Origin of the sequence: Nocardioides sp. J9 (genome assembly GCF_007829375.1) — a bacterium.
Taxonomy (GTDB): Bacteria; Actinomycetota; Actinomycetes; order Propionibacteriales; family Nocardioidaceae; genus Nocardioides.
This window is the reverse complement of record NZ_VLJQ01000013.1, coordinates 65711-87886: the sequence shown is the minus strand read 5'-3', so window position 1 is coordinate 87886 and position 22176 is coordinate 65711. Positions and strand designations below refer to the sequence as shown.

19 protein-coding genes, 1 pseudogene and 1 riboswitch are annotated in these 22176 nt (G+C 72.5%); of the genes and pseudogenes, 14 read left to right on the top strand and 6 right to left on the bottom strand.

The genetic code is table 11. The features are described 5' to 3' along the window. Positions 1–62 precede the first annotated feature (62 nt). From L615_RS02115 to L615_RS02105, 3 genes are all read left to right on the top strand, one after another. A complete protein-coding gene (locus L615_RS02115) occupies positions 63–1376 on the top strand; it encodes a M20/M25/M40 family metallo-hydrolase (RefSeq protein ID WP_145723947.1) in 1314 nt (437 codons plus the stop codon). Positions 1377–1504: 128 nt separating this feature from the next. Next, on the top strand, positions 1505–2062 hold the full coding sequence (locus L615_RS02110) for a PAS domain-containing protein (protein WP_036517153.1): 558 nt from the start codon (positions 1505–1507) through the stop codon (positions 2060–2062). Next, on the top strand, positions 2059–3312 hold the full coding sequence (locus tag L615_RS02105) for a methyl-accepting chemotaxis protein (RefSeq protein ID WP_145723946.1): 1254 nt from the start codon (positions 2059–2061) through the stop codon (positions 3310–3312). The genes L615_RS02110 and L615_RS02105 overlap by 4 nt, the downstream gene beginning before the upstream one ends. Before the next feature lie 87 nt (positions 3313–3399). On the opposite strand, the gene L615_RS02100 is transcribed toward L615_RS02105, so the two are convergent. Both L615_RS02100 and L615_RS02095 read right to left on the bottom strand, forming a co-directional pair. Beyond that, entirely contained in the window at positions 3400–3633 is a 234-nt protein-coding gene (locus tag L615_RS02100; protein WP_396954691.1) for a DUF5703 family protein, read from the bottom strand. Then, positions 3630–4583 carry an aldo/keto reductase gene (locus L615_RS02095; RefSeq protein ID WP_145723945.1) on the bottom strand — a complete coding sequence of 318 codons (954 nt, stop codon included), beginning with the start codon at positions 4581–4583 and terminating at the stop codon, positions 3630–3632. Before L615_RS02095 ends, L615_RS02100 begins: the two co-directional genes overlap by 4 nt. Before the next feature lie 97 nt (positions 4584–4680). Here L615_RS02095 and L615_RS02090 point away from each other — a divergent pair, with 97 nt between their 5' ends. Further along, positions 4681–5523 (top strand): undecaprenyl-diphosphate phosphatase, encoded by an 843-nt coding sequence (locus L615_RS02090; RefSeq protein ID WP_028654898.1) that lies wholly within the window; start codon positions 4681–4683, stop codon positions 5521–5523. A gap of 108 nt (positions 5524–5631) precedes the next feature. Here L615_RS02090 and corA read toward each other — a convergent pair whose 3' ends face one another. After that, on the bottom strand, positions 5632–6612 hold the full coding sequence (corA, locus tag L615_RS02085; RefSeq protein WP_145723944.1) for a magnesium/cobalt transporter CorA: 981 nt from the start codon (positions 6610–6612) through the stop codon (positions 5632–5634). Between the two features lie 49 nt (positions 6613–6661). Here corA and L615_RS02080 point away from each other — a divergent pair, with 49 nt between their 5' ends. From L615_RS02080 to mshC, 4 genes are read left to right on the top strand one after another with little or no spacing between them, the layout of a single operon-like run. Continuing rightward, positions 6662–7360, top strand: coding sequence for an MSMEG_4193 family putative phosphomutase (locus tag L615_RS02080; protein WP_145723943.1), 699 nt, complete (start codon positions 6662–6664; stop codon positions 7358–7360). Between the two features lie 32 nt (positions 7361–7392). Further along, positions 7393–7947 carry a DUF3090 domain-containing protein gene (locus L615_RS02075; protein WP_028654901.1) on the top strand — a complete coding sequence of 185 codons (555 nt, stop codon included), beginning with the start codon at positions 7393–7395 and terminating at the stop codon, positions 7945–7947. A gap of 15 nt (positions 7948–7962) precedes the next feature. After that, a complete protein-coding gene (locus L615_RS02070) occupies positions 7963–8721 on the top strand; it encodes an SCO1664 family protein (protein WP_222430414.1) in 759 nt (252 codons plus the stop codon). A 35-nt stretch (positions 8722–8756) separates the two neighbouring features. After that, a complete protein-coding gene (gene mshC, locus L615_RS02065; protein WP_145723942.1) occupies positions 8757–9995 on the top strand; it encodes a cysteine--1-D-myo-inosityl 2-amino-2-deoxy-alpha-D-glucopyranoside ligase in 1239 nt (412 codons plus the stop codon). Positions 9996–10267: 272 nt separating this feature from the next. Here the strand turns inward: mshC and L615_RS02060 are convergent, their stop codons facing one another. Further along, positions 10268–11113, bottom strand: a complete 846-nt coding sequence (locus L615_RS02060) for a PAC2 family protein (RefSeq protein ID WP_396954689.1) — start codon at positions 11111–11113, stop codon at positions 10268–10270. Between the two features lie 41 nt (positions 11114–11154). Next, positions 11155–11236, top strand: a riboswitch (S-adenosyl-L-homocysteine riboswitch). Between the two features lie 16 nt (positions 11237–11252). Between L615_RS02060 and metH the strand changes: the two genes are divergently transcribed. Continuing rightward, complete coding sequence (metH, locus tag L615_RS02055) at positions 11253–15026, top strand: methionine synthase (protein WP_145723941.1); 3774 nt, start codon at positions 11253–11255, stop codon at positions 15024–15026. Between the two features lie 171 nt (positions 15027–15197). On the opposite strand, the pseudogene L615_RS24660 reads toward metH, so the two are convergent. Further along, positions 15198–15644: pseudogene (locus tag L615_RS24660) on the bottom strand (LysE family translocator); the annotation flags it as partial. A 148-nt stretch (positions 15645–15792) separates the two neighbouring features. On the opposite strand from L615_RS24660, the gene L615_RS02045 reads away from it, so the two are divergent. From L615_RS02045 to L615_RS02035, 3 genes are all read left to right on the top strand, one after another. Continuing rightward, the gene (locus L615_RS02045) at positions 15793–17235 is read left to right on the top strand and encodes a PLP-dependent aminotransferase family protein (protein ID WP_222430413.1); all 1443 of its coding nucleotides are present in this window, start codon (positions 15793–15795) and stop codon (positions 17233–17235) included. Positions 17236–17428: 193 nt separating this feature from the next. Further along, complete coding sequence (locus tag L615_RS02040) at positions 17429–17842, top strand: hypothetical protein (protein WP_145723939.1); 414 nt, start codon at positions 17429–17431, stop codon at positions 17840–17842. 163 nt (positions 17843–18005) lie between these two features. Then, positions 18006–18632 (top strand): HAD family phosphatase, encoded by a 627-nt coding sequence (locus L615_RS02035; protein ID WP_261376524.1) that lies wholly within the window; start codon positions 18006–18008, stop codon positions 18630–18632. Here L615_RS02035 and L615_RS02030 read toward each other — a convergent pair. Next, complete coding sequence (locus L615_RS02030; protein ID WP_145723938.1) at positions 18604–19536, bottom strand: PD-(D/E)XK nuclease family protein; 933 nt, start codon at positions 19534–19536, stop codon at positions 18604–18606. The genes L615_RS02035 and L615_RS02030 overlap by 29 nt on opposite strands. Before the next feature lie 95 nt (positions 19537–19631). Between L615_RS02030 and L615_RS02025 the strand changes: the two genes are divergently transcribed. Together L615_RS02025 and L615_RS02020 are read left to right on the top strand one after the other, a co-directional pair. Then, complete coding sequence (locus L615_RS02025) at positions 19632–20762, top strand: site-2 protease family protein (RefSeq protein WP_028654909.1); 1131 nt, start codon at positions 19632–19634, stop codon at positions 20760–20762. Positions 20763–20771: 9 nt separating this feature from the next. After that, positions 20772–21716: a tRNA (adenine-N1)-methyltransferase gene (locus L615_RS02020; RefSeq protein WP_036517155.1), complete on the top strand. Its 945-nt coding sequence runs from the start codon at positions 20772–20774 to the stop codon at positions 21714–21716. The last annotated feature ends 460 nt before the right edge of the window (positions 21717–22176 follow it).

Sequence of the window (22176 nt, the reverse complement as noted above, 5' to 3'; positions counted from 1 at the left end):
AGGAGACTAGGCGAGGCGACGGTCCGGTGTCTGCCCCTGCGGGGGCGTGCAACCATGGCCGCATGCCCGCACCCACCTCCGCCTCCACCGAGGTCGTCGACCTGTGCCGCGAGCTGATCCGGATCGACACGAGCAACTACGGCAGCGACGAGGGCCCCGGCGAGCGCAAGGCCGCCGAGTACGTCGCCGGCCTGCTCGACGAGGTCGGGATCGCCGCCGAGGTCGTGGAGACCGCTCCGGGACGGGCCAACGTGCTCGCCCGCTGGGGCGGCACCGGGGCCGGCGGGCGGCCGGACGCCCTGCTGATGCACGGCCACCTCGACGTCGTACCCGCGGCGGCGGAGGACTGGCAGGTCCACCCGTTCAGCGGCGAGGTGCACGACGGCTACGTCTGGGGCCGCGGGGCCGTCGACATGAAGGACTTCGACGCCATGCTGCTGGCCGTCGTCCGGGAGCGGCAGCGGACCGGCCGCGTGCCGGAGCGCCCCGTCGTGCTGTGCTTCACCGCGGACGAGGAGGCCGGCGGCCMCCTCGGCGCGGAGCGGCTCGTCACCGACCACCGCGACTGGTTCGACGGCTGCACCGAGGCGGTCGGCGAGGTCGGCGGCTTCAGCACCACCGTGCGCGGGCGCCGGCTCTACCTGATCGAGGCGGCTGAGCGGGGCATGGCGTGGATGCGGCTCACCGCGCGCGGCCGCGCCGGCCACGGATCCATGATCAACCGCGACAACGCCGTCACCCGGCTCGCCGCCGCGGTGGCCAGGATCGGCGCGCACGAGTGGCCGGTCCGGCTCACGCCGACCATGCAGACCCTGCTCGCCTCGGTCGCCGAGCTCGCCGGGACCGAAGCCACCCCGGAGAACGCGCCGGCGCTGATGGAGGAGTTCGGCGAGGCCGCCCGCATGCTCGGCGCCGTGCTGCGCCACTCGACGAACCCGACGATGCTCGACGCCGGCTACAAGGTGAACGTCATCCCGACCGAGGCGACCGCCCACGTCGACGGCCGCTTCCTGCCCGGCTTCGAAGACGAGTTCTTCGCGACCCTGGCCGAGCTGGTCGGGGAGGGGATCGACATCGACTACGTCTCCAACCAGCCCCCCTGGGAGATGCCGTACGACGGAGCGCTGGTCGACGCGATGAGCCGCAGCCTGCTCGCCGAGGACCCCGACGCACTGGTCGCGCCCTACCTGATGAGCGCCGGCACCGACGCCAAGCACTTCACCAGGCTCGGCATGCGCACCTACGGCTTCGCGCCGCTGCGGCTCCCCGAGGACCTCGACTTCACCGCGCTCTTCCACGGCGTCGACGAGCGGGTCCCGGTGGACGCGCTGGAGTTCGGCACCCGCGTGATGGACCGCTTCCTCGACGAGGCCTGAGCGCCCTCCCCACGGACCCCGGTGGGGGGACCTTCGTCCCGCGCTGGGTCGGGGTCCTCACCTTCCGCGCCGCCCGGCCGATGGCAGCGGTGACCTCGTACCCGAGGAGCACCGAGAGGAGCGCGCGGATGGCGCGGCGGACAATCACCCCGACGGGCGTGGAGAAGACCTTCCACCCCGACCAGATCATCGTCTCCAAGACCGACCTTCAGGGCCGGCTCACCTACGTCAACGACCTGTTCGTCGAGATCAGCGGCTACGACGAGGCCGAGCTCGTCGGCCAGCCCCACAACGTGATCCGCCACCCCTCCATGCCGCGCGGCGTCTTCCGCCTGCTGTGGGAGCGGATCTCGTCGGGCGAGGAGATCTTCGCCTACGTGGTGAACCTCAGCGCCGACGGCAGCCACTACTGGGTGCTGGCGCACGTGACGCCGACCTTCGACACCGCCGGCGCGGTCGTCGGCTACCACTCCAACCGCCGCACCGCCTCGCCCGAGGCGATCACCCAGGTCACGGCGCTCTACCGCCGACTCCTCGACGAGGAGGCCCGCCACGCCTCGGCCCGCGAGGCGGTCGAGGCCGGCAAGCAGGCGCTCGAGCGGGAGCTCGAGGCCGCCGGTGCGTCGTACGACGAGTGGGTCTGGGCGCTGACCAACGACACCGACGCCGGGAGGGCCGCCGCATGACCGCCGTGCTGGGCAACGAGACCACCGACGTCACCACCGTCGACGCTGTCGACACCGACGCTGTCGACACCGAGGCCGCGCTGCGTGCCGAGCTCGACCGGTACCGGCAGGCGCTGCGCGCCGTGACCGAGGTGTGCCGATCGGCCGCCGAGGGAGACCTCGAGCCGCGCGTCGCGCGGATGGGCGACGAGCCCGAGCTGCTCGCGGCCCGGTCCGCGGTCAACGCGCTGCTGGACCGCACCGACGCCTACGTCCGCGAGTCGTCGGCGTCGCTGCAGTACGCCGCCGACGGCAAGTTCTACCGCCGCTTCCTGGTCCGCGGCATGCTGGGCTCGTTCAAGGCCGGCGCCGTGACCATCAACGCCGCCATCGCGGCGATGGCCGACGCCAACGCGCAGCTCGCCGAGCAGGAGCGCCTGCGCCTCGAGCTCGCCGACGGCTTCGAGGAGGCCGTGCTCGGCCTCTCCGACCAGGTCGCCGCCGCGGCCGCGGAGATGGAGGCGTCCTCGCGCACCCTCGCCGCGAACGCGGAGGGCACCGCGACCCGTGCGGTCCAGGTGTCGGAGAACTCCCACACCGCGGCGGACGCCGTCACCGTCGCCGCTGCGGCCGTCGAGCAGCTGGTCAGCACGGTCCGCGCGATCGAGGAGCAGGCCGGCCAGTCCGACGAGGCCGGCAAGCGCGCGGTCGCCGAGGCCGACCAGGTCCGCGGCACCGTGCAGAGCCTGGCGACCGCCTCGCAGGAGATCGGCGAGGTGGTCAACCTGATCAGCCAGGTCGCCAGCCAGACCCGCCTGCTCGCGCTCAACGCGACCATCGAGGCGGCCCGCGCGGGGGAGTCCGGCAAGGGCTTCGCCGTCGTGGCGTCCGAGGTCAAGACGCTCGCGTCGGAGACCGCCGACGCGACCAGCCGGATCGAGCAGCAGGTGCACGCCATCCAGGCGGCCACCGGCGCCGCGGTCGGCGCGATCGAGACCATCGGCTCCGCGGTGCGCGGCATGGGTGACAACGTCTCGGCCATCGCCACGGCGGTCGGCGAGCAGCGGCACGCCGCCGCCGAGCTCAGCCGGACCACGACCGAGGCCGCGGGTGCGGTGTCGGGCGTCAACGAGGACGTGACCGCCATCGGCGAGGCGACCGTCGCCACGAGCACCGGCGCCAGCGAGATGACCGGCGCGTCGCTGGAGCTCTCGCGACTCTCCGCGGACCTGCGCACGCACGTCGCAGCGTTCCTGGAGCAGATCCGCTGAGCCAGGGCCTGCCGGGCGGCTGACGCCATTCGGCCGGGTCCGCGCGCGAGCCCGCCTTCCCACCGGGAGGCGGGCTCGTCGGCGTCGTCAGGCGGTGCGGACCGCGCGGATGATCTTGCGGCGCAGCACGACGCGGCGCTTGCCGTCCGGGCCGATCTGGACCCGGTCGAGCTCCCAGCCGCCGTGCTCGGCACGCTCGACGAGCAGCTTGGCGACCATGTTGCGGGACCACCCGCGGTCGAAGGTGACCCGGTCGAACTCCCACTCGACCCCTCGGCCCAGGCCGCGCATCACGCCCGGCCGCAGCATCGACACGCTCACGCCGCACCTCCTGACACGTCGTCCAGCGCACTGCGGATCTCCGCCGGCAGCACCTTCTCCTCGCTCCCGAGCGCGACCTTGAGCTGGGCGGCCGTCCGGGCGCCCACGACCGGCGCGGTGACGCCGGGGGCGTCGCGCACCCACACCAGGGCCACCTCGAGCGGGGTCCAGCCGAGGCCGTCGGCCGCGCGGGCCACCGCCTCGACGATGCCGCGGCTGCGGTCGTCGAGGTAGGTCTCCACGAAGGCGCCGTAGGTGCTCGACGCGGCACGCGAGTCCGAGGGGATGCCGGTGCGGTACTTGCCGGTCAGCACGCCGCGGCCCAGCGGTGACCAGGGCAGCACGCCCAGCCCGAGGGCCTCGGCCGCCGGGAGCAGGTCGCGCTCGATGCGCCGGTTGACCAGGGAGTACTCCACCTGGGTGGACACCAGCCGGGTCCGCCCCGGCACCGCCTCCTGCAGCGTCGCCGCGCGGGCGGTCTGCCAGGCGTTGTAGTTCGAGATGCCCGCGTACGCCGCCCGCCCGCTGCTCACCGCGACGTCGAGCGCGCTCAGCGTCTCCTCCAGCGGCACCTGGTCGGACCACACGTGGACCTGCCACAGGTCGACGTGGTCGGTCCCGAGCCGCCGCAGCGACGCGTCCAGCGTCCTCAGCAGGCCGCCGCGGGAGGTGTCGGTCACCCGCTCCCCGCCCCGGCGCGACACGCCGGCCTTGGTGGCGAGGACCACGTCGTCGCGGGCCACGACGTCGCCCAGGAGCGAGCCGATCAGCTCCTCCGAGCGCCCACCGGTGTACCCGGCAGCGGTGTCGATCGTCGTACCGCCGGCCTCGACGAACGCGGCCAGCTGGTCGCGGGCCTCGTGCTCGTCGGTCTCCGTGCCCCAGGACATGGTGCCGAGGGCCAGGCGAGACACCCTCAGGCCGCTCGCGCCGACGTACCGCTGCTGCATGGGGGACAAGGTATCCGGCCACCGGCACGCTCGTGGCCCGGGCACGCCGGTGGGCGGCGCGCGGACCGTCACCGGGAGGTCCCTAGGATGCTCTCCCGTGGCGGACTACCTGCAGGCAGTGTTCCTCGGCGTGCTCCAGGGCCTGACGGAGTTCCTGCCGATCTCCAGCAGTGCGCACCTGCGGATCTTCCCCGAGCTCTTCGGCTGGGGCGACGTCGGTGCCGCCTTCACCGCGGTCGTGCAGATCGGGACCGAGCTCGCGGTGCTGATCTACTTCCGCAAGGACATCTGGCGCATCGCCCGGGCGTGGGTGCTGTCACTGTTCAAGCCGGAGTACCGCGGCGCCCTCGACGCCCGGATGGGCTGGTTCATCATCGTCGGCTCCCTGCCGATCGTGATCCTCGGCATCCTGCTCAAGGACGTCATCGAGGAGCACTTCCGCAACCTGTGGCTCATCGGCTGCACCCTGATCATCCTCGGCATCGTGCTCGGCATCGCCGACCGCATCGGCAGCACCCAGAAGGTCATCAAGCAGATGAGCCTCCGCGACGCCCTCCTGATGGGCAGCGCGCAGGCGATGGCGCTGATCCCCGGGGTCTCCCGCTCCGGCGCCACCTTGTCGATGGGCCGCTTCCTCGGGTACGAGCGCGAGGCCGCCACCCGCTTCGCCTTCCTGCTCGCCATCCCGGCCGTCGTCGGCGCCGGGCTCTTCGAGCTCAAGGAGATCGGCCACGTCGGCGAGGCCGTCCCCGGGCAGGCCGACTACGGCTGGGGCCCGACCATCACCGCGACCGTCGTGTCCTTCGTCGTCGGCTACGCCGCCATCGCCTGGCTGCTGCGCTGGGTCACCACGAAGTCCTACACCCCGTTCGTCATCTACCGCGTCCTGCTCGGCGCCGGTGTCCTGGCCCTGCTCGCCGCCGGGGTGCTGACCGCCTGATGCGGCCCGCGACCGGAGAGGTCGAGCAGGCGCCGATTGGGCAGGAACTGCAGCTCCAAGGGCCGAAATGTTGCGGTTTGGGACCAAACCGCAATGGCTCCGGCCCCCTCAGAACCACCCCGACCGCTTGAACAGCACCCACAGCCCCGCCGCCGTGGCCACCATCAGCAGCAGCGCGAAGGGGTAGCCGAAGGTCCAGTCCAGCTCCGGCATGTGCGTGAAGTTCATGCCGTAGACGCCCGCGATCAGTGTCGGTACGACGACCAGGGCCGCCCCGGCGGAGATCTTGCGCATGTCGTCGTTCTGCTGGACTGCGATCTGTGCGACATGGGCGTCGAAGGCGGTGGACAGCAGGCCGTCGAGGGTGTCCACCTCGTCGGCCGCCTGGGCGAGGTGGTCGCTGACGTCACGGAAGAAGGGGGCGGCCTCGGCCTCGATGAGGTCGACCGACCCCGTGGCGAACCGTCGCATCGGCTCGCGGAGGGGGAGGACCGCGCGGCGGACCTCGGAGATCTCGCGCTTGAGCACGTAGATGCGGTTGCCGTCGTTGGTGCGCTCCTCGGAGAACACCGACTCCTCGACCTCGTCGACGTCGACCTGGAGCTCGGCGACCACGGCGGTGTAGCCGTCGACGACGGCGTCACACACGGCGTAGACCACCGCGGACGGCCCGTGGTCGAGGACGGTCTGCTTCTGCTCGAGGTCGTGGCGGGCGTCGCTGAGCGCCGACCCCCGGCCGTGGCGGACGGTGATGACGAAGTCGCGGCCGATGAAGACGTTGATCTCGCCGGTCTCGACGGCGTCGTCCTCGTCGACGTACCAGAGCGTCTTGAGCACGAGGAAGAGGCTGTCGTCGTACCTCTCGAGCTTGGGGCGCTGGTGGGCGACCACCGCGTCCTCGACCGCCAGGGGATGGAGGTCGAAGGCGTCGGCGATGTCGGAGAGCTCGTCGTGGGAGGGCTCGAAGAGGCCGACCCAGACGAAGTCGTGCTCGGCGCTGGCGGCCTCGCGCAGCGCGCGGTAGTCCTGCCGGTGGCAGTCCACCGGCAGCCGGACGCCGTGGCGGTAGACGGCGCTGTCGACGATCACGGCGCCCACGCTAGTCCCGCTCGACCGGGGCTGCTCTAGGCTCGCCGCCATGGCCACGCTCCTGCTGGTGCGCCACGGGCGCACCACCGCCAACGCCTCCGGCGTGCTCGCCGGACGCACGCCCGGGGTCGTGCTCGACGACACCGGCGTCGAGCAGGCAGCGCGGGCGGGGGCAAGGATCGCCGCCGTGCCGATCGCGCGCCTGGTCACCAGCCCCCAGGAGCGCTGCAAGCAGACCGCGAAGGCGGTCGCCGACGCGCAGCGCGGCGCGGGCCACCCCGCGGTGCGGGCCCGCTCCGAGAAGGCGCTCGCCGAGTGCGACTACGGCGACTGGCAGGGCCAGCCCATCAAGGAGCTGCTCAAGGACCCGCTGTGGCGCACGGTGCAGCAGCAGCCGTCCGCCGTCAGCTTCCCCGGCGGGGAGTCGATGGTCGTGATGCAGCACCGTGCGGTGTCGGCGGTACGACGCATCGACGCCGCTGTCACCGCCGAGCACGGTGCCGAGGCCGTGTGGGTCGCGGTGAGCCACGGCGACATCATCAAGGCGCTGCTGGCCGACGCCCTGGGCCTGCACCTCGACCTCTTCCAGCGCATCCACGTCGACCCCGCGTCGGTGTCGGTGATCCGCTTCGCGCCGGACCGGCCGTACGTCCTGGCGACCAACACCCACGACGGTGACCTGTCGTGGCTGCGGGCGAAGCCAGCCGAGGGCGGGGCGGTCGTCGGCGGCGGCGCCGGACCTCGCTGACGACGGTTGCGACGACGCCCTAGGGTGGCGGCATGCCGATCGTCCACGGATTCGACCCGCCGGAGCGCTTCGTCGCCGGCACCGTCGGCGAGCCCGGGAGCCGGACCTTCTTCCTGCAGGCCACCGAGGGCAACCGCGTCGTGTCGGTCGCGCTCGAGAAGCAGCAGGTCGCGGCGCTCTCGGAGCGGGTGGACGAGCTCCTCGACGAGGTGATCGCGGACGGTACGGCGCAGGGCGTGATCCCCGCCGTCGCCCCCTTCGCGCTCACGGACGACGCGCCGCTGGCACAGCCCATCGAGGAGGAGTTCCGGGCCGGGACGATGACCCTGTCGTGGGACCCGGCCGACGAGCGCGTCGTGATCGAGGTGTTCCCCGTGGGGGAGGAGCCCGCCGAGCTCACCGACGGCGACGAGCCGTCGGAGATGCTCCTGGTCCGGCTCGAGCCCGGCCAGGCGCGGGCGTTCGTGAAGCGCGCCGAGGCCGTTGTCGGCGCCGGTCGACCGTCCTGCCCGTTCTGCGGCCAGCCGATCGACCCGGACGGGCACCTCTGCGTCCGCGCCAACGGGTTCAAGCGCCGCCAGCCCTGAGATGCCGTTCCTGTCATGCCCGGTCCTGAGATGCCCGGGCTGAGCCTGCGGGGCCGGATCATGCCGGCCTCCAACGCGACCTTCCTCGCCGAGCTCGACGGCCGCGAGGTCGTCTACAAGCCGGTCGCGGGGGAGCGGCCTCTGTGGGACTTCCCCGACGGCACGCTGGCCGACCGCGAGGTGGCTGCGTACCTCGTCTCCGAGGCGACCGGCTGGGACATCGTGCCGCGCACCTGGTGGGACGAGGGCCCGCACGGGCCCGGCATGCTCCAGGAGTGGTGCGAGGTCGACCCCGACGGCGACGCCGTCGACCTGGTCCGGGCCGGTACGACGCCCGACGGGTGGCTCGAGGTCTTCGAGGGCCTCGACGACCGCGACCAGCCGGTGACCCTCGTCCACGAGGACACCGTCGCGCTGCGCCGGATCGCGGTGTTCGACGTCGTCTTGAACAACGCCGACCGCAAGGGCGGCCACGTCCTGACCATGCCCGACGGACACCGCCACGGCGTGGACCACGGCATCGCCTTCCACCACGAGCCGAAGCTCCGCACCGTGCTGTGGGGCTGGGCCGGCACCCCGCTCACCGACGAGGAGGTCGCCACCGTGCGCTCCGTCCTCGCCGCGGTGCGCGGCGAGCTGGGGGAGCAGCTCGGCTTCCACCTGGCCGAGCACGAGATCACCGCGCTCGAGCGCCGGGCCGAGCGGCTGCTCGCCGCCGGCGTCCTGCCCGGTCCGCACGGCGGGTGGCCCGCGATCCCGTGGCCACCCTTTTGACCGAGGGCTTCTGCTCAACAACTAGCATCAGCCGCATGCGCGCATGGAACGCCCCGGGTCTGCCGGCACTGCCGGTCGCCGGCCCTCCCGTCGTCCTCCACGACACCGCGACGGGCGGGACCGTCGAGACGACCCCGGACGACGGCGTCGCGCGCCTGTACGTCTGCGGCATCACGCCGTACGACGCCACCCACATCGGCCACGCGAACACCTACATCGCCTTCGACCTCCTCAACCGCGCCTGGCGCGCGGCCGGCCACGACGTCCGCTTCGTGCAGAACGTGACCGACGTCGACGACCCGCTGCTCGAGCGCGCGACCAAGGTCGGCGTCGACTGGGTCGAGCTCGCCGAGCGGGAGACCGAGCTCTTCCGCAAGGACATGGAGGCCCTCCGGGTGCTCCCGCCGGCGGCGTACGTCGGTGCCGTCGAGTCGATCCCGCTGGTGATCGAGCTGGTGCAGCGCCTCGAGGCCGCGGGCGCGATCTACCGCGTCGAGGACGACCTCTACTTCTCGGTCAGCGCCGACCCCGCCTTCGGCGAGGAGTCCGGCTACGACCGCGACACCATGCTGCGGTTCTTCGGCGAGCGCGGCGGCGACCCGGACCGGGCCGGCAAGAAGGACCCCCTCGACTGCGTCGTCTGGCGCGGCGAGCGCGAGGGCGAGCCGTCGTGGGACAGCCCGTGGGGCCCCGGCCGCCCCGGCTGGCACATCGAGTGCGCCGCGATCGCGCTGAAGGAGCTCGGCGGCCGCTTCGACGTCCAGGGCGGCGGCAGCGACCTCGTCTTCCCGCACCACGAGATGTGCGCCGGCCACGTGCAGGTCACCACCGGTGAGCCGTTCGCCAAGGTCTACTCGCACGCCGGGATGGTGGCCTACGACGGCGAGAAGATGTCGAAGTCGCTCGGCAACCTCGTCTTCGTATCCGCCCTGCGCAACAGCGACATCGACCCGATGGCGATCCGCCTCACCCTGCTGCGCCACCACTACCGCGCCGACTGGGAGTGGACCGACGACCAGCTCTGGACCGCGGTCGACGACCTCGCCGACTGGCGCCGCGCCCTCGCCCTCGGCGCCGGCGCCCCCGCCGGCCCGGTGGTCGAGGAGGTCCTCGCCGCCCTGGCCGACGACCTCGACGCCCCCCGCGCCACCGCCGCGGTCGACGCCTGGGTCCGCGCCACCCTCGGCACCGACGGCCTCGCCGACACCAGCGACCCGGACGCCGCCATCACCCTGCTGCCCGTCCTCGACGCCGCGCTCGGTCTCAGCCTCTGACCCTGTGCGGGCAGCCCGGGGTGCTGCCGTTTGGTCCCAAACCGCAGCAATTCAGGCCCCGGAGCTGCAGTTTCTGACCAATCGATCGATCCAGGTCCGGCGTACTCCGCGCCCGGCCTCGACCGCCGCTCCGGCGGGTCAGGGCATTGCGGTTTGGTCCCAAACCACAGCAATTCGAGCCCTGGAGCTGCAGTTCCTGCCCATTCGACCGATCCAAGCCAGCGCCAGCCAACGACCGGCCAGCCCACCCACACCCACCGGCCAGCTGAGCCCTACCGCTCCTCGCCCCGCCGCTTGAGGTACCGCTCGAACTCCCGGGCGATGGCCTCCCCGGACGCCTCGGGGAGGTCGGCGGTGTCCCGCGACTCCTCCAGCGACCGGACGTAGTCGGCGATGTCCTCGTCCTCCTCGGCCAGCTCGTCGACGCCGCGCTCCCAGGCCCTGGCCTCCTCGGGCAGGTCGCCGAGGGGGAGCGGGATGTCGAAGAGGTCGTCGAGGCGGGTGAGCAGGGCCAGGGTGGCCTTCGGGCAGGGCGGCTGGGCGACGTAGTGCGGGACGGCGGCCCAGTACGACACGGCGGGCAGGTCGACCTTGGTGCAGGCGTCCTGCAGCACGCCGACGATGCCGGTCGGTCCCTCGTACGTCGACTGCTCGAGGTCGAGCTTGTCGAGCAGGTCCGGCTCGGTCGAGGCGCCGGACACCGGGATCGGGCGGGTGTGCGGGCTGTCGGAGAGCAGGGCGCCCAGCGTCACCAGCAGCTCGCCGCCGAGGTCGTCGATGGTCGCGAGCAGCTCGGCGGTGAACTGCCGCCAGCGCATGTTGGGCTCGATGCCGCGGATCAGGATGACGTCGCGGTCGAGGTTCGGGGGAGAGGCGACCGCGACGTGGGTGCTGGGCCAGGTGAGCTTGCGGAACCCGTTCTCGTCGATGCCCACCGTGGGCCGGTTGACCTGGAAGTCGTAGTAGTCCTCGGGGTCGATCGCGGCGACGACCCGCGCGTTCCACGCCTTCATCAGGTGGTCGACCACGGCGGTGGCCGACTCGGCGGCGTCGTTCCAACCCTCGAACGCTGCGATGACCACAGGCCGGACCAGACCGGTGACCGTCTCGATCTCCATCACTCCTCGAGCCTAGTCGGCGATCCCGAGTAGCATGGGCACCAGCCGAGAGGCGTTGCAACGGGAGCCCGATCAGGTGGCGCCCGCCACGCTCGGCCGGATCACCAAGGGCGCCTTCCACTCACTGGAAGGATGGGGCATGGCTCAGGACAGGTCACAGGACGCTCAGTGGCAGCCGGACGCCACCGACGAGCTCACGACCCTGCTGCGCGAGCGGATCGTGATCCTCGACGGCGCGATGGGCACCGCCATCCAGCGCGACCGTCCCGACGAGGCCGGCTACCGCGGTGAGCGCTTCGCGAGCCGCGAGGAGTGGCCCTCCGACCTGGTCGGCAACAACGACCTGCTCTCGCTGACCCAGCCGCAGATCATCGGCAGCATCCACCGCGAGTACCTCGACGCCGGTGCCGACATCATCGAGACCAACACGTTCAACTCCAACGCCGTCTCGCTCGCCGACTACGGCATGCAGGCGCTCGCCTACGAGTTCAACCTCGAGTCCGCCCGCCTGGCCCGCCGGATCGCCGACGAGGTCGCCGAGGAGACCGGGCGCACGCGGTACGTCGCCGGCGCGCTCGGCCCCACCACCCGCACCGCCTCCATCAGCCCCGACGTCAACGACCCGGGCGCCCGGAACGTGTCCTACGAGCAGCTCGTCGACGCCTACCTCGAGGCCGCGCGCGGCCTGGTCGACGGCGGCTCCGACCTGCTGTTCATCGAGACCATCTTCGACACGCTCAACGCCAAGGCGGCGATCTTCGCGGTCGAGACCCTGTTCGAGGAGACCGGCCGCCGCTGGCCCGTGGTCATCTCCGGCACCATCACCGACGCCTCCGGCCGCACCCTGTCCGGCCAGGTCACCGAGGCGTTCTGGGACTCGGTCCGCCACGCGCGGCCGCTCGCCGTCGGCCTCAACTGCGCGCTCGGCGCGAAGGAGATGCGGCCCTACGTCGCCGAGCTCTCCCGCCTGGCCGACTCCTTCGTGTCGGCGTACCCGAACGCCGGCCTCCCCAACGCCTTCGGTGAGTACGACGAGGCGCCGTCCGACACCGCGGCCGTGCTCGAGGAGTTCGCCGAGGCCGGCTTCCTCAACATCGTCGGCGGCTGCTGCGGCACGACGCCGGACCACATCGCCGAGATCGCCAAGCGGATGGAGGGCCGCTCGGTCCGCCAGCCCGTCACCCTCGAGCCGGCCATGCGGCTCTCCGGCCTCGAGCCGTTCACGATCACCGAGGACAGCCTCTTCGTCAACGTCGGCGAGCGGACCAACATCACCGGCTCGGCCCGCTTCCGCAACCTGATCAAGGACGGCGACTACGACACCGCACTCTCCGTCGCCGCGCAGCAGGTCGAGGCCGGCGCGCAGGTCATCGACGTCAACATGGACGAGGGCATGATCGACGGCGTCGCCGCGATGGACCGCTTCCTCAAGCTGGTCGCCAGCGAGCCCGACATCAGCCGCGTCCCGGTGATGATCGACTCCTCCAAGTGGGAGGTCATCGAGGCCGGCCTGCGCTGCGTCCAGGGCAAGCCGATCGTCAACTCGATCTCCATGAAGGAGGGCGAGGACAAGTTCCGCGAGCAGGCTCGCCTGTGCAGGAAGTACGGCGCCGCCGCGGTCGTCATGGCCTTCGACGAGGACGGCCAGGCCGACAACCTCGAGCGCCGCAAGCAGATCTGCGAGCGCGCCTACCGGATCCTCGTCGACGAGGTCGACTTCCCGCCCGAGGACATCATCTTCGACCCGAACGTGTTCGCGGTCGCGACCGGCATCGAGGAGCACGCCAGCTACGGCGTCGACTTCATCGAGGCGACCCGCTGGATCAAGCAGAACCTGCCCGGGGCCAAGGTGTCCGGCGGCATCTCGAACGTCTCGTTCAGCTTCCGCGGCAACAACCCGGTCCGCGAGGCGATCCACGCGGTGTTCCTGTTCCACGCCATCGAGGCGGGCCTCGACATGGGCATCGTCAACGCGGGCGCGATGGTGCCGTACGACACCATCGACCCCGAGCTGCGTGACGCGATCGAGGACGTCGTCCTCAACCGCACCGACGACTCGCTCGCCGCGACCGAGCGGCTGCTCGAGCTCGCCGAGGCCCACCGCGGCAACGGCGAGAAGGTCGAGGCCGCCGAGGAGGAGTGGCGCTCGCTGCCGGTCGGGGAGCGGATCACCCACGCCCTGGTGAAGGGCATCGACGGCTTCGTCGAGGGCGACACCGAGGAGCTGCGCCAGGAGATCGCCGCCCGCGGCGGGCGTCCCATCGAGGTCATCGAGGGTCCGCTGATGGACGGCATGAACGTCGTCGGCGACCTGTTCGGCGCCGGCAAGATGTTCCTTCCCCAGGTCGTGAAGTCGGCCCGGGTGATGAAGAAGGCCGTCGCCTACCTCATCCCGTTCATCGAGCAGGAGAAGGCAGCCAACCCCGAGCTGGCCAACGCCAAGGACACCAACGGCACCATCGTCCTCGCCACGGTGAAGGGCGACGTCCACGACATCGGCAAGAACATCGTCGGCGTCGTGCTGTCGTGCAACAACTACGAGGTCGTCGACCTCGGCGTGATGGTCCCGGCGCAGAAGATCCTCGACACCGCCCGCGAGGTCGGCGCCGACATCATCGGCCTCTCCGGCCTGATCACGCCCAGCCTCGACGAGATGGTCGGCTTCGCCACCGAGATGGAGCGCCTCGGCCTCGACATCCCGCTGCTCATCGGCGGCGCGACGACCTCGCGCGCCCACACGGCGGTCAAGGTCGACCCGAAGTACTCCGGCCCCGTGGTGTGGGTCAAGGACGCCTCCCGCTCGGTCCCGACCGCGGCCGCGCTGCTCGACGACCGCCAGCGCCCGGCTCTGCTGGAGACCACGAAGGCCGACTACGACTCGCTGCGCGCCCGTCACTCCCAGAAGTCCGAGCGGCCGCAGCTGTCCTTCCAGGACGCGAAGGCCAACGCCACCCCGATCGACTGGACCGGCTACGCCCCGCCGCAGCCGCGCACGCCGGGCGTCCACGTCCTCGCCGACTACGACCTCACCGAGCTGCGCGACTTCATCGACTGGCAGCCGTTCTTCAACGCGTGGGAGATGAAGGGCAAGTTCCCCGACATCCTCAACAGCCCCACGCTCGGCGAGGCCGCCCGCAAGCTGTACGAGGACGCGCAGGCCATGCTCGACCGGCTGGTCGAGGAGAAGTGGCTGACCGCCAACGGCGTCTACGGCCTCTTTCCCGCCGCGAGCACGGGCGAGGACGTGCTGGTCTACGAGGACGACACCCGCACCACCGTCCGCAGCACGCTGCACCAGCTCCGCCAGCAGGGCCAGCACCGCGCCGGCATCCCGAACCGCTCGCTCGCCGACTTCGTCGCTCCGGTCGGCGCCGACCTCGCCGGCGGTGGGGACTGGGTCGGGGCGTTCGCGGTGACCGCTGGCCTGGGCACGACCGAGCGGATCATGGCGTTCAAGGAGGACCTCGACGACTACTCGGCGATCCTCCTCGAGGCGCTCGCCGACCGGCTCGCGGAGGCGTTCGCGGAGCGGCTCCACCAGCGGGTGCGCACCGAGTTCTGGGCGCACGTGCCGGAGGAGCAGCTGACCAACGAGGACCTGATCGCCGAGAAGTACACCGGCATCCGGCCCGCCCCGGGTTACCCCGCGTGCCCGGACCACACGGAGAAGCGCACCATCTGGGAGCTCCTCGACGTCCAGGCCAGCACCGGCATCGAGCTCACCGAGTCGATGGCGATGTGGCCCGGCGCCTCCGTGTCCGGCATCTACTACAGCCACCCGGAGGCGCAGTACTTCGTCGTCGGTCGGCTCGGTCGCGACCAGGTCGAGGACTACGCCGCCCGCAAGGGCTGGAGCGTCACCGAGGCCGAGAAGTGGCTCTCGCCGAACCTCGGCTACGACCCGGACGACTGAGCCGACTGAGCCGACTGAGCCGACTGAGCCGACCGGGCCGACCGAGCACCCGTCACGCCGTGGACCCTGTGCTGACGGCGGCCGCGGGTGCCGCGGCGTGCTCCCGCCACCCCGCGCAGCGCGTCGGGTGCGCAGCCGCCTGCCCAGCGCACCGGCCCCGACGGCGTACCCGAGGTCGATCGCGAGTGCCACCAGGACGGTCACCAGCCCGAGCACCAGCACCTCGGCCTGCGCTCGCGCACCGGTCGCGCCGGGGGAGAGGAACTGCGGGAGGAAGGCCAGGAAGAACAGCGCGACCTTCGGGTTGAGCAGGTTCATCAGCAGCCCGTCGGCGTACACCCGGCGCAGTGACGCCGGGGGTTGGTCCAGCCGTCCCGGGGCGCCGTCCTGGCGGCGGCGCAGCTCGCGGACGGCGAGGTGGACCAGGTAGGCCGCGCCGAGGTAGCGCAGCGCGGCGAACGTCACCGGGCTGGCGGCGATGAGCGCCGAGAGCCCGAGCGCGGTGGCGAAGGCCCACACCGCCGTGCCGCTCTCGACGCCGAGCACCGACACCACCCCGGCCCGCGTGCCGTGCGCCAGGCTGAGGGTGGTGATGTAGACGATGTTCGGGCCCGGCATGCCGACCAGAACCACCGACGCAGCAGCGAAGGCGACCAGCTGGGTGGGTTCGAGGACCATGCTCATCGGGGTGCTCCGTCCGTGTGTCCGGCGTTTCCCCTAGCGTTGGTGACGAGCGCCCGGCGCGCCCGGGCCAATGGAGGCGCAAGTGGACCGTTTTCGGGACCCCGACCAGCTCGCCCGCCTGCTCGGCGACTGGATGACGACGCCCGGTGCGCTCTACCGCCAGCTCGCCACGGCGCTGGCAGCAGCCGTCGAGGCGGGGGACCTGGTTGCCGGAGACCGGCTGCCGTCCGAGCGCGACCTCGCCCGCTCCCTGCACGTCAGCCGCGCCACGGTGGTCGCGGCGTACGACGAGTTGCGGGGTCGTGGTGTGGTCGAGAGCCGGCAGGGGAGCGGCACCCGGGTCGCCCCGCCCACCGAACGCACACCGGCCGCCGTCACCCGACGGCTGCGGCGGGGCCTGGCAACCGGCACCGTCCGCCGCCTCGACGCCCCAGAGGGCGACGTCATCTCGATGCGGCACGCGCTCGAGGCGGGTGACCCGCGGATCGCGACTGCGCTGTCCGCGGTGCTCGACGAGGACCTGCCGGTGCTGCTCGACCAGCCCGGCTACGCGCCCCGAGGGCTCCCCGCGCTCCGGCGCGCGGTCGCCGACCACCACACCCGCCACGGACTGCCGACCTCCCCCGACCAGGTGCTCATCACCACCGGCACCCAGCAGGCGATCTCCCTCGCCGCCCAGCTGCTGCTCGACCGCGGCGCCACCGTCGCGGTCGAGTCACCGAGCTGGCCGGGCTGCTTCGACACCTTCAGCGCGGTCGGGGCCCGCCTGCTCGGCGTACCCCTCGACGACGACGGCCTGCGCACCGACCGGCTGCGCGAGGTCCTCGACGCCGAGCCGGTCTCCGCCCTCTTCGTCATGCCGACCTTCCACAACCCGACCGGCACGCTCATGTCGGCGACTCGGCGGCGTGAGGTCGCCGAGGTGGCCGCACAGCGCGGCGTCCCGGTCGTCGAGGACCTCGCCTACTCGACCGCGCTCACCGCCCCGTCGTCCCACCCGCCGCCGTTGGCGGCGTTCACGCCCGACGCCGGCCGCGTCCTCACCGTGGGCTCGCTGTCGAAGGCGCTCTGGGCCGGCCTGCGGGTCGGCTGGGTCCGGGCCAGCGCCGCAGACGTCGAACGCCTCGGCCTGCTCAAGGCGAACGCCGACATGGGCACCCCGCTCCTCGAGCAGGCGGTCGCCGCCCGCCTCCTGCCCGACCTGCCCGCGCTCGCCGCCGACCGCACCGCCGACGCCCGCGGGTGCCTCGCCCACGCCGCCGCCCTGCTGGCCGAGCACCTGCCCGACTGGCAGTGGCGCGAGCCCGCGGGCGGCACGGCCCTGTGGGTCCGGCTGCCCGGGTACGACGCCTCCGTGCTCGCCCGCGTCGCGCTCCGCCACGGGGTCGAGGTCACCCCGGGCCGCGAGACCGACCCGACCGGCGCCTGGGACGACCACCTGCGGCTGCCGTTCACCTTCGCCCCGGACGTCATGGCCGAGGCGGTCCGCCGCCTCGCCGCGGCCGACGCCGAGGTCCGCGGCTGAAGCCCGGTCGGGGCACCCTCACCAGGCAACCGGGAAGTGAAGGACCCCGCAGGCGTCTCGGGTCACCTGCGGGGTCGGGTCCCATGATGGCGCAGCGCAGGCCGCTTGTCCCGGGAACGAACGAAATCCGGCAGAAATCCTGTCCGACTGCGAGCACGGCAGCTCCGTCGGACCCTGCTGGAATGATCGGTCCATGTCAGGAGCGCCGTTCACGACGAACTTCCCCCGCCCCGAGGACCTGCAGGCGGGCATGGACCTCGACGACGTCGACGACCTGGAGACACTCCTGATGATGGCGATCGACCGTCCCCTCACGCTCGTGCCCGAGGAGGTCGACGGCGGCCCCGGGATCGAGGTCGTGGTCCACAGCGACGACTGCTCGATCGGGACCGTCGTGCCGTTCCCGGTGAGCGTCGCCGAGCTCGTCCGCACGGCCGCCGAGACCGCGGTCGACGTGGGCACGTGGACCGGCGCAGGCGTCACGCGGGGCGACCCGCCGGACTTCCGGGCGCTGCCTGACGGCGACCTGGTGGCCGTGCTGCAGGACGCGCTGGGCAGGACCCGCCTGCTCAACCTCCTCGACGGCGGTGACGAGGACCTCGGGTGAGCCGCGCGAGGTCACCGGCGGGGGAGGTGCCGCTGCTGCCAGCGCCTAGGGTGGGAGGCCGGACGTACCGACCGCATCGAGCCCGGAGGACACCCTGAGCACGCCACCCCCTCGTGGATACGCTGACCCGACCGACACCGGTGGCCGGCGACTGCCGGCCGCCGTGCTGTGGGACATGGACGGCACGCTGGTCGACACCGAGCCGTACTGGATGGCGACGGAGACCGCGATCGCCGAGGAGCACGGCGGGACGTGGACGCACGAGGACGCGATGAGCCTGGTCGGCAACGACCTGCTCACCTCGGGGCGCTACCTCAAGGACCGGCTCGGGCTCGACCAGTCGCCCGAGGAGGTCGTCGAGCTGCTGCTCGACGGCGTGGTGGCGAAGGTGCGCCACGCGGTGCCGTGGTGCGCGGGGTCGCGGGAGCTGCTGCTCGCGCTCCGGAAGGCCGGCGTGCCGTGCGGCTTGGTCACGATGTCGTACGAACGCTTCGTGGCGCCGATCCTCGAGCACCTGCCGCCGGAGACGTTCCGGGTGATCGTGACCGGTGACATGGTCAGCCAGGGCAAGCCGCACCCCGAGGCCTACCTCACCGCGGCGGCCGCCCTCGGCGTCGACGCGGCGGACTGCGTCGCGATCGAGGACTCGCCGACCGGAGCCCGCTCGGCGGAGTCGGCCGGGTGCCGCGTCCTGGTGGTGCCGAACCACGTGCCCGTGCCCGAGGGGCCGCAGCGGGTCTTCCGCGACACCCTCGAGGGCCTCACCCCCGAGGACCTGGCTGCCCTGTGACGTCGACCGGCTCCCCGGCCGCGTCGGGCTCGGGCTCGGTCTCTGGCCACGGCGGGGGAGTGCCGCCGTACGCCGGGCAGCGGACCTGGTGGGAGCACCAGGTGCAGCCGGCTCCCTTGCGCGGCTGGAACTCCCGGAGCTCGGTGGCGGCGCGGATCGCCTCCCACACCGCCAGCACCTTGCGCTCGGTGGCGAGCAGATCCTGCTCGTCGGGCTCGTAGGTCAGCACCTCGCTGTTGCCGAGGTAGACCAGCTGGAGCACCTTGGGCACGACGCCGCGCATCCGCCACAGCACCAGGGCGTAGAAGCGGAGCTGGAAGAGGGCCTTGGCCTCGAACATCACGTGCGGCGAGGCGCCGGACTTGTAGTCGACGACCCGGATGGCGCCGTCGGGGGCGACGTCGACCCGGTCGATAACGCCGCGGAGGAGCAGCTTGCTGTCGGTCAGCGTCTCGACGTACAGCTCACGCTCGGCCGGCTCGAGCCGGCGCGGGTCCTCGAGCGAGAAGTAGCGGGCGAGCACCTCGCGGCACGACGCCAGCCAGCCGACGATCTCGGGGCCGTCCTCGGGGAACATCGACGCCACCGCGGGCTCGACCTCCTGCAGCTCCGCCCACGCCGGCTCCAGCATCGTCTCGGCGCGCTCGGGCGTGCGCTCGGCGGCCGGCAGGTCGAAGAGCTGCTCCAGCACCCGGTGCACCACCGTGCCGCGCACGGCCGCCGGTGAGGGTGGCTCCGGGAGCCGGTCGATGCTGCGGAAGCGGTACTGCAGCGGGCAGTTGAGGAAGTCGGCCACCCGCGACGGCGAGAGCGCACCCAGCACGTCGACGCCGTCGACGCGCGTGCCCCGCCGCTCCGCCGGGTCGGCCGGCTCGACACCGGTCGGCGCTGGTGTGGTCGTCATGGCTCGACCCTAGGCGAGCCCTCCGACACTGCCTCGACCCTGCCTCGACACTGCCTCGGCGCAACCGGTGGCGGCGGCCCGGATAGCCTCGCAGTGTGTCGACCTCCCGCCCCGCCCCGCCGCGCCCTCCCGTCCCGCGCGGCATGTTCCGGATCGGCCGGATCGCGGGCAGCGACGTGCTCGTCTCGACGTCGTGGTTCCTCGTCGCCGCCCTGATCGCCTGGATCATGGGACCGCGAGTGGACCAGGTACAGCCCGGCCTGGGCGGCTGGAAGTACGTCGTCGGGCTGGCCTTCGCGATGGCCCTCTACCTGGCGATCCTGCTGCACGAGGCGTCGCACGCGCTGATGGCGCGGCGGTTCGGGTTCCGCGTCGAGTCGATCACCCTGCACTTCCTCGGCGGCGCCACCGCGATCGACGGCGAGGCCCGCCGCCCGGGCCAGGAGTTCTGGATCGCGGTGGTCGGCCCGATCACGTCGCTCGCGGTCGGCGCCGCCGCCCTGGGCCTGTGGTACCTCACCCCCGAGGGCCTGCTGCTCCTCGTCATCGAGGGCCTCGCCGGCGCGAACATCATCATCGGCGTCCTCAACCTCGTCCCCGGACTGCCGCTCGACGGCGGGCGGGTGCTCAAGGCCGGCATCTGGGCCGTCACCGGCAAGGTGCACACCGGCACCGTCGTGGCCGCCTGGGGTGGCCGGGTCGTCGCGCTCGCGGTGGCGGCGTGGGCGGTGCTCAGCGCCGGGCAGGGGTACGTCGTCAACCCGATCGTGCTCGCGATCGTCGCGGTCTTCCTGTGGACGGGCGCGAGCCAGTCGATCGCTGCAGCGAAGGTCGTGCGCCAGCTCTCGACCGTGGCCGCCCGGGACCTCGCCCGGGCCGCCCTGACGGTCCCCGAGGACCTGCCGCTGGCCGAGGCGCTGCGCCGGGCCGAGGAGGCCGGCGTGCGCGGCATCGTCACCACGACCTCCGCCGGCCGTCCCGTCGGCGTGGTCTCCGAGGAAGCCGTTCGCGCCGTCCCGGTCGAGCGGACGCCGTGGGTCGCCGTGTCCACCGTCGCCCGCACCGTCACCGACGGTCGCGCCCTGCCCCTGGGCATCGCCGGCGACGACCTGCTGGCCGCGCTGCGCCGGACCCCGTCCTCGGAGTACGTCCTCGTCGGCGAGGACGGCCGCGTCGCCGGCGTGCTGGCGACGGCCGACATCATCCGGGCGATGCGGAACCGATAGATTGCGCCGGTGAGCGACGCAACCCCCGACGTACCCCAGGACGCCTGGTCCGGCGTGCACCGCGGCCCCCTGCGCGCAGGGGAGTGGGTCCGCCTCGTGGACGCCAAGGGCCGCAAGCACAACTTCGCGCTCGAGCCAGGCAAGCGGTTCTTCTCCAACAAGGGCCACATCGAGCACGACGAGCTGATCGGCCGCGAGGAGGGCTTCACCGTCACCTCCTCGATCGGCGGTGAGTACCTCGTCTTCCGGCCGCTGCTGTCGGAGTACGTCGTGTCCATGCCGCGCGGCGCGGCCGTGGTCTACCCCAAGGACTCGGCGCAGATCATCGCGATGGCCGACATCTTCCCGGGCGCCCACGTCGTCGAAGCCGGCGTCGGCTCCGGCGCGCTGACCTGCTCGCTGCTGCGCGCCGTGGGCCCGCACGGCCGCGTGTCGTCGTACGAGCGCCGCGAGGAGTTCGCCGACGTCGCGCGCCGCAACGTCACCCAGTTCTTCGGCGGCGACCACCCCGCCTGGCAGCTCACCCTCGGCGACCTCGCCGAGGCGCTGCCGGCGTCGGGGGAGCGCTGCGACCGGATCATCCTCGACATGCTCGCGCCGTGGGACTGCCTCGACGCCGCCGCCGACGCCCTGCTGCCCGGCGGCATCGTCTGCGCGTACGTCGCCACCACGACCCAGCTGTCGAAGTTCGTCGAGGCCGTCCGGGTCCACGGCGGCTTCACCGAGCCCAGCCCGTGGGAGTCGCTGGTCCGCGACTGGCACGTCGAGGGCCTCGCCGTGCGCCCCGGCCACAAGATGATCGGCCACACCGCCTTCCTCGTCACCGCCCGCCGCATGGCCCCGGGCCAGCGGGCCCCGCTGAAGAAGCGCCGTCCTGCCCCGGGCGCGTACGGGCCGGACTACACCGGCCCCCGCCCGCCGGGCGTGCCCGGCGGGCCGGCCGAGGAGGAGTGAGGCCGGGCTGGCCGGAGGGTTGCGGTTTGGTCCCAAACCGCAACAAATCCGGGCCTGGAGCTGCAGTTTCTGCCCAATCGTGGACCTCCCGGGCCGACCAGGCAGCCAGCTGGACGCTCCGGCCAGGCCACGCCGTGTCGACCGGCCCCGGGACGTTGCGGTTTGGTCCCAAACCGCAGGAATCAGGCCCGAAAACCTGCAGTTCCTGCCCAATCGGCACTCCACGACGCCCACGCGCCCCGCAACCGAATCGTTGCCGTCCAGGCGTGGCGAACCACTTCCCTCCACCACCCTCGCGAGTAGGGTCGGGACAGGAGGTGTGCCACATGACGAGCACGGGAGAAGGCACGGGTAGCCACCGCTCTCCGAGTCGCGAGGAGCTGGAGGAGCAGGTCCGGTACCTCGAGGGCGAGGTTCACGACCTGCGCCGCCGGATGACCGAGGCGCCGGGCGGCGGCAG

Excerpts from the sequence above, each read along its gene's own strand:
- L615_RS02110 (WP_036517153.1), top strand. The coding sequence starts at position 1,505 with ATGGCGCGGCGGACAATCACCCCGACGGGCGTGGAGAAGACCTTCCAC.
- L615_RS02105 (WP_145723946.1), top strand. The coding sequence starts at position 2,059 with ATGACCGCCGTGCTGGGCAACGAGACCACCGACGTCACCACCGTCGAC.
- L615_RS02095 (WP_145723945.1), bottom strand. The coding sequence starts at position 4,583 with ATGCAGCAGCGGTACGTCGGCGCGAGCGGCCTGAGGGTGTCTCGCCTG.
- L615_RS02080 (WP_145723943.1), top strand. The coding sequence starts at position 6,662 with ATGGCCACGCTCCTGCTGGTGCGCCACGGGCGCACCACCGCCAACGCC.
- L615_RS02075 (WP_028654901.1), top strand. The coding sequence starts at position 7,393 with ATGCCGATCGTCCACGGATTCGACCCGCCGGAGCGCTTCGTCGCCGGC.
- L615_RS02070 (WP_222430414.1), top strand. The coding sequence starts at position 7,963 with ATGCCCGGTCCTGAGATGCCCGGGCTGAGCCTGCGGGGCCGGATCATG.
- mshC (WP_145723942.1), top strand. The coding sequence starts at position 8,757 with ATGCGCGCATGGAACGCCCCGGGTCTGCCGGCACTGCCGGTCGCCGGC.
- L615_RS02060 (WP_396954689.1), bottom strand. The coding sequence starts at position 11,113 with ATGGAGATCGAGACGGTCACCGGTCTGGTCCGGCCTGTGGTCATCGCA.
- metH (WP_145723941.1), top strand. The coding sequence starts at position 11,253 with ATGGCTCAGGACAGGTCACAGGACGCTCAGTGGCAGCCGGACGCCACC.
- L615_RS02040 (WP_145723939.1), top strand. The coding sequence starts at position 17,429 with ATGTCAGGAGCGCCGTTCACGACGAACTTCCCCCGCCCCGAGGACCTG.
- L615_RS02030 (WP_145723938.1), bottom strand. The coding sequence starts at position 19,536 with ATGACGACCACACCAGCGCCGACCGGTGTCGAGCCGGCCGACCCGGCG.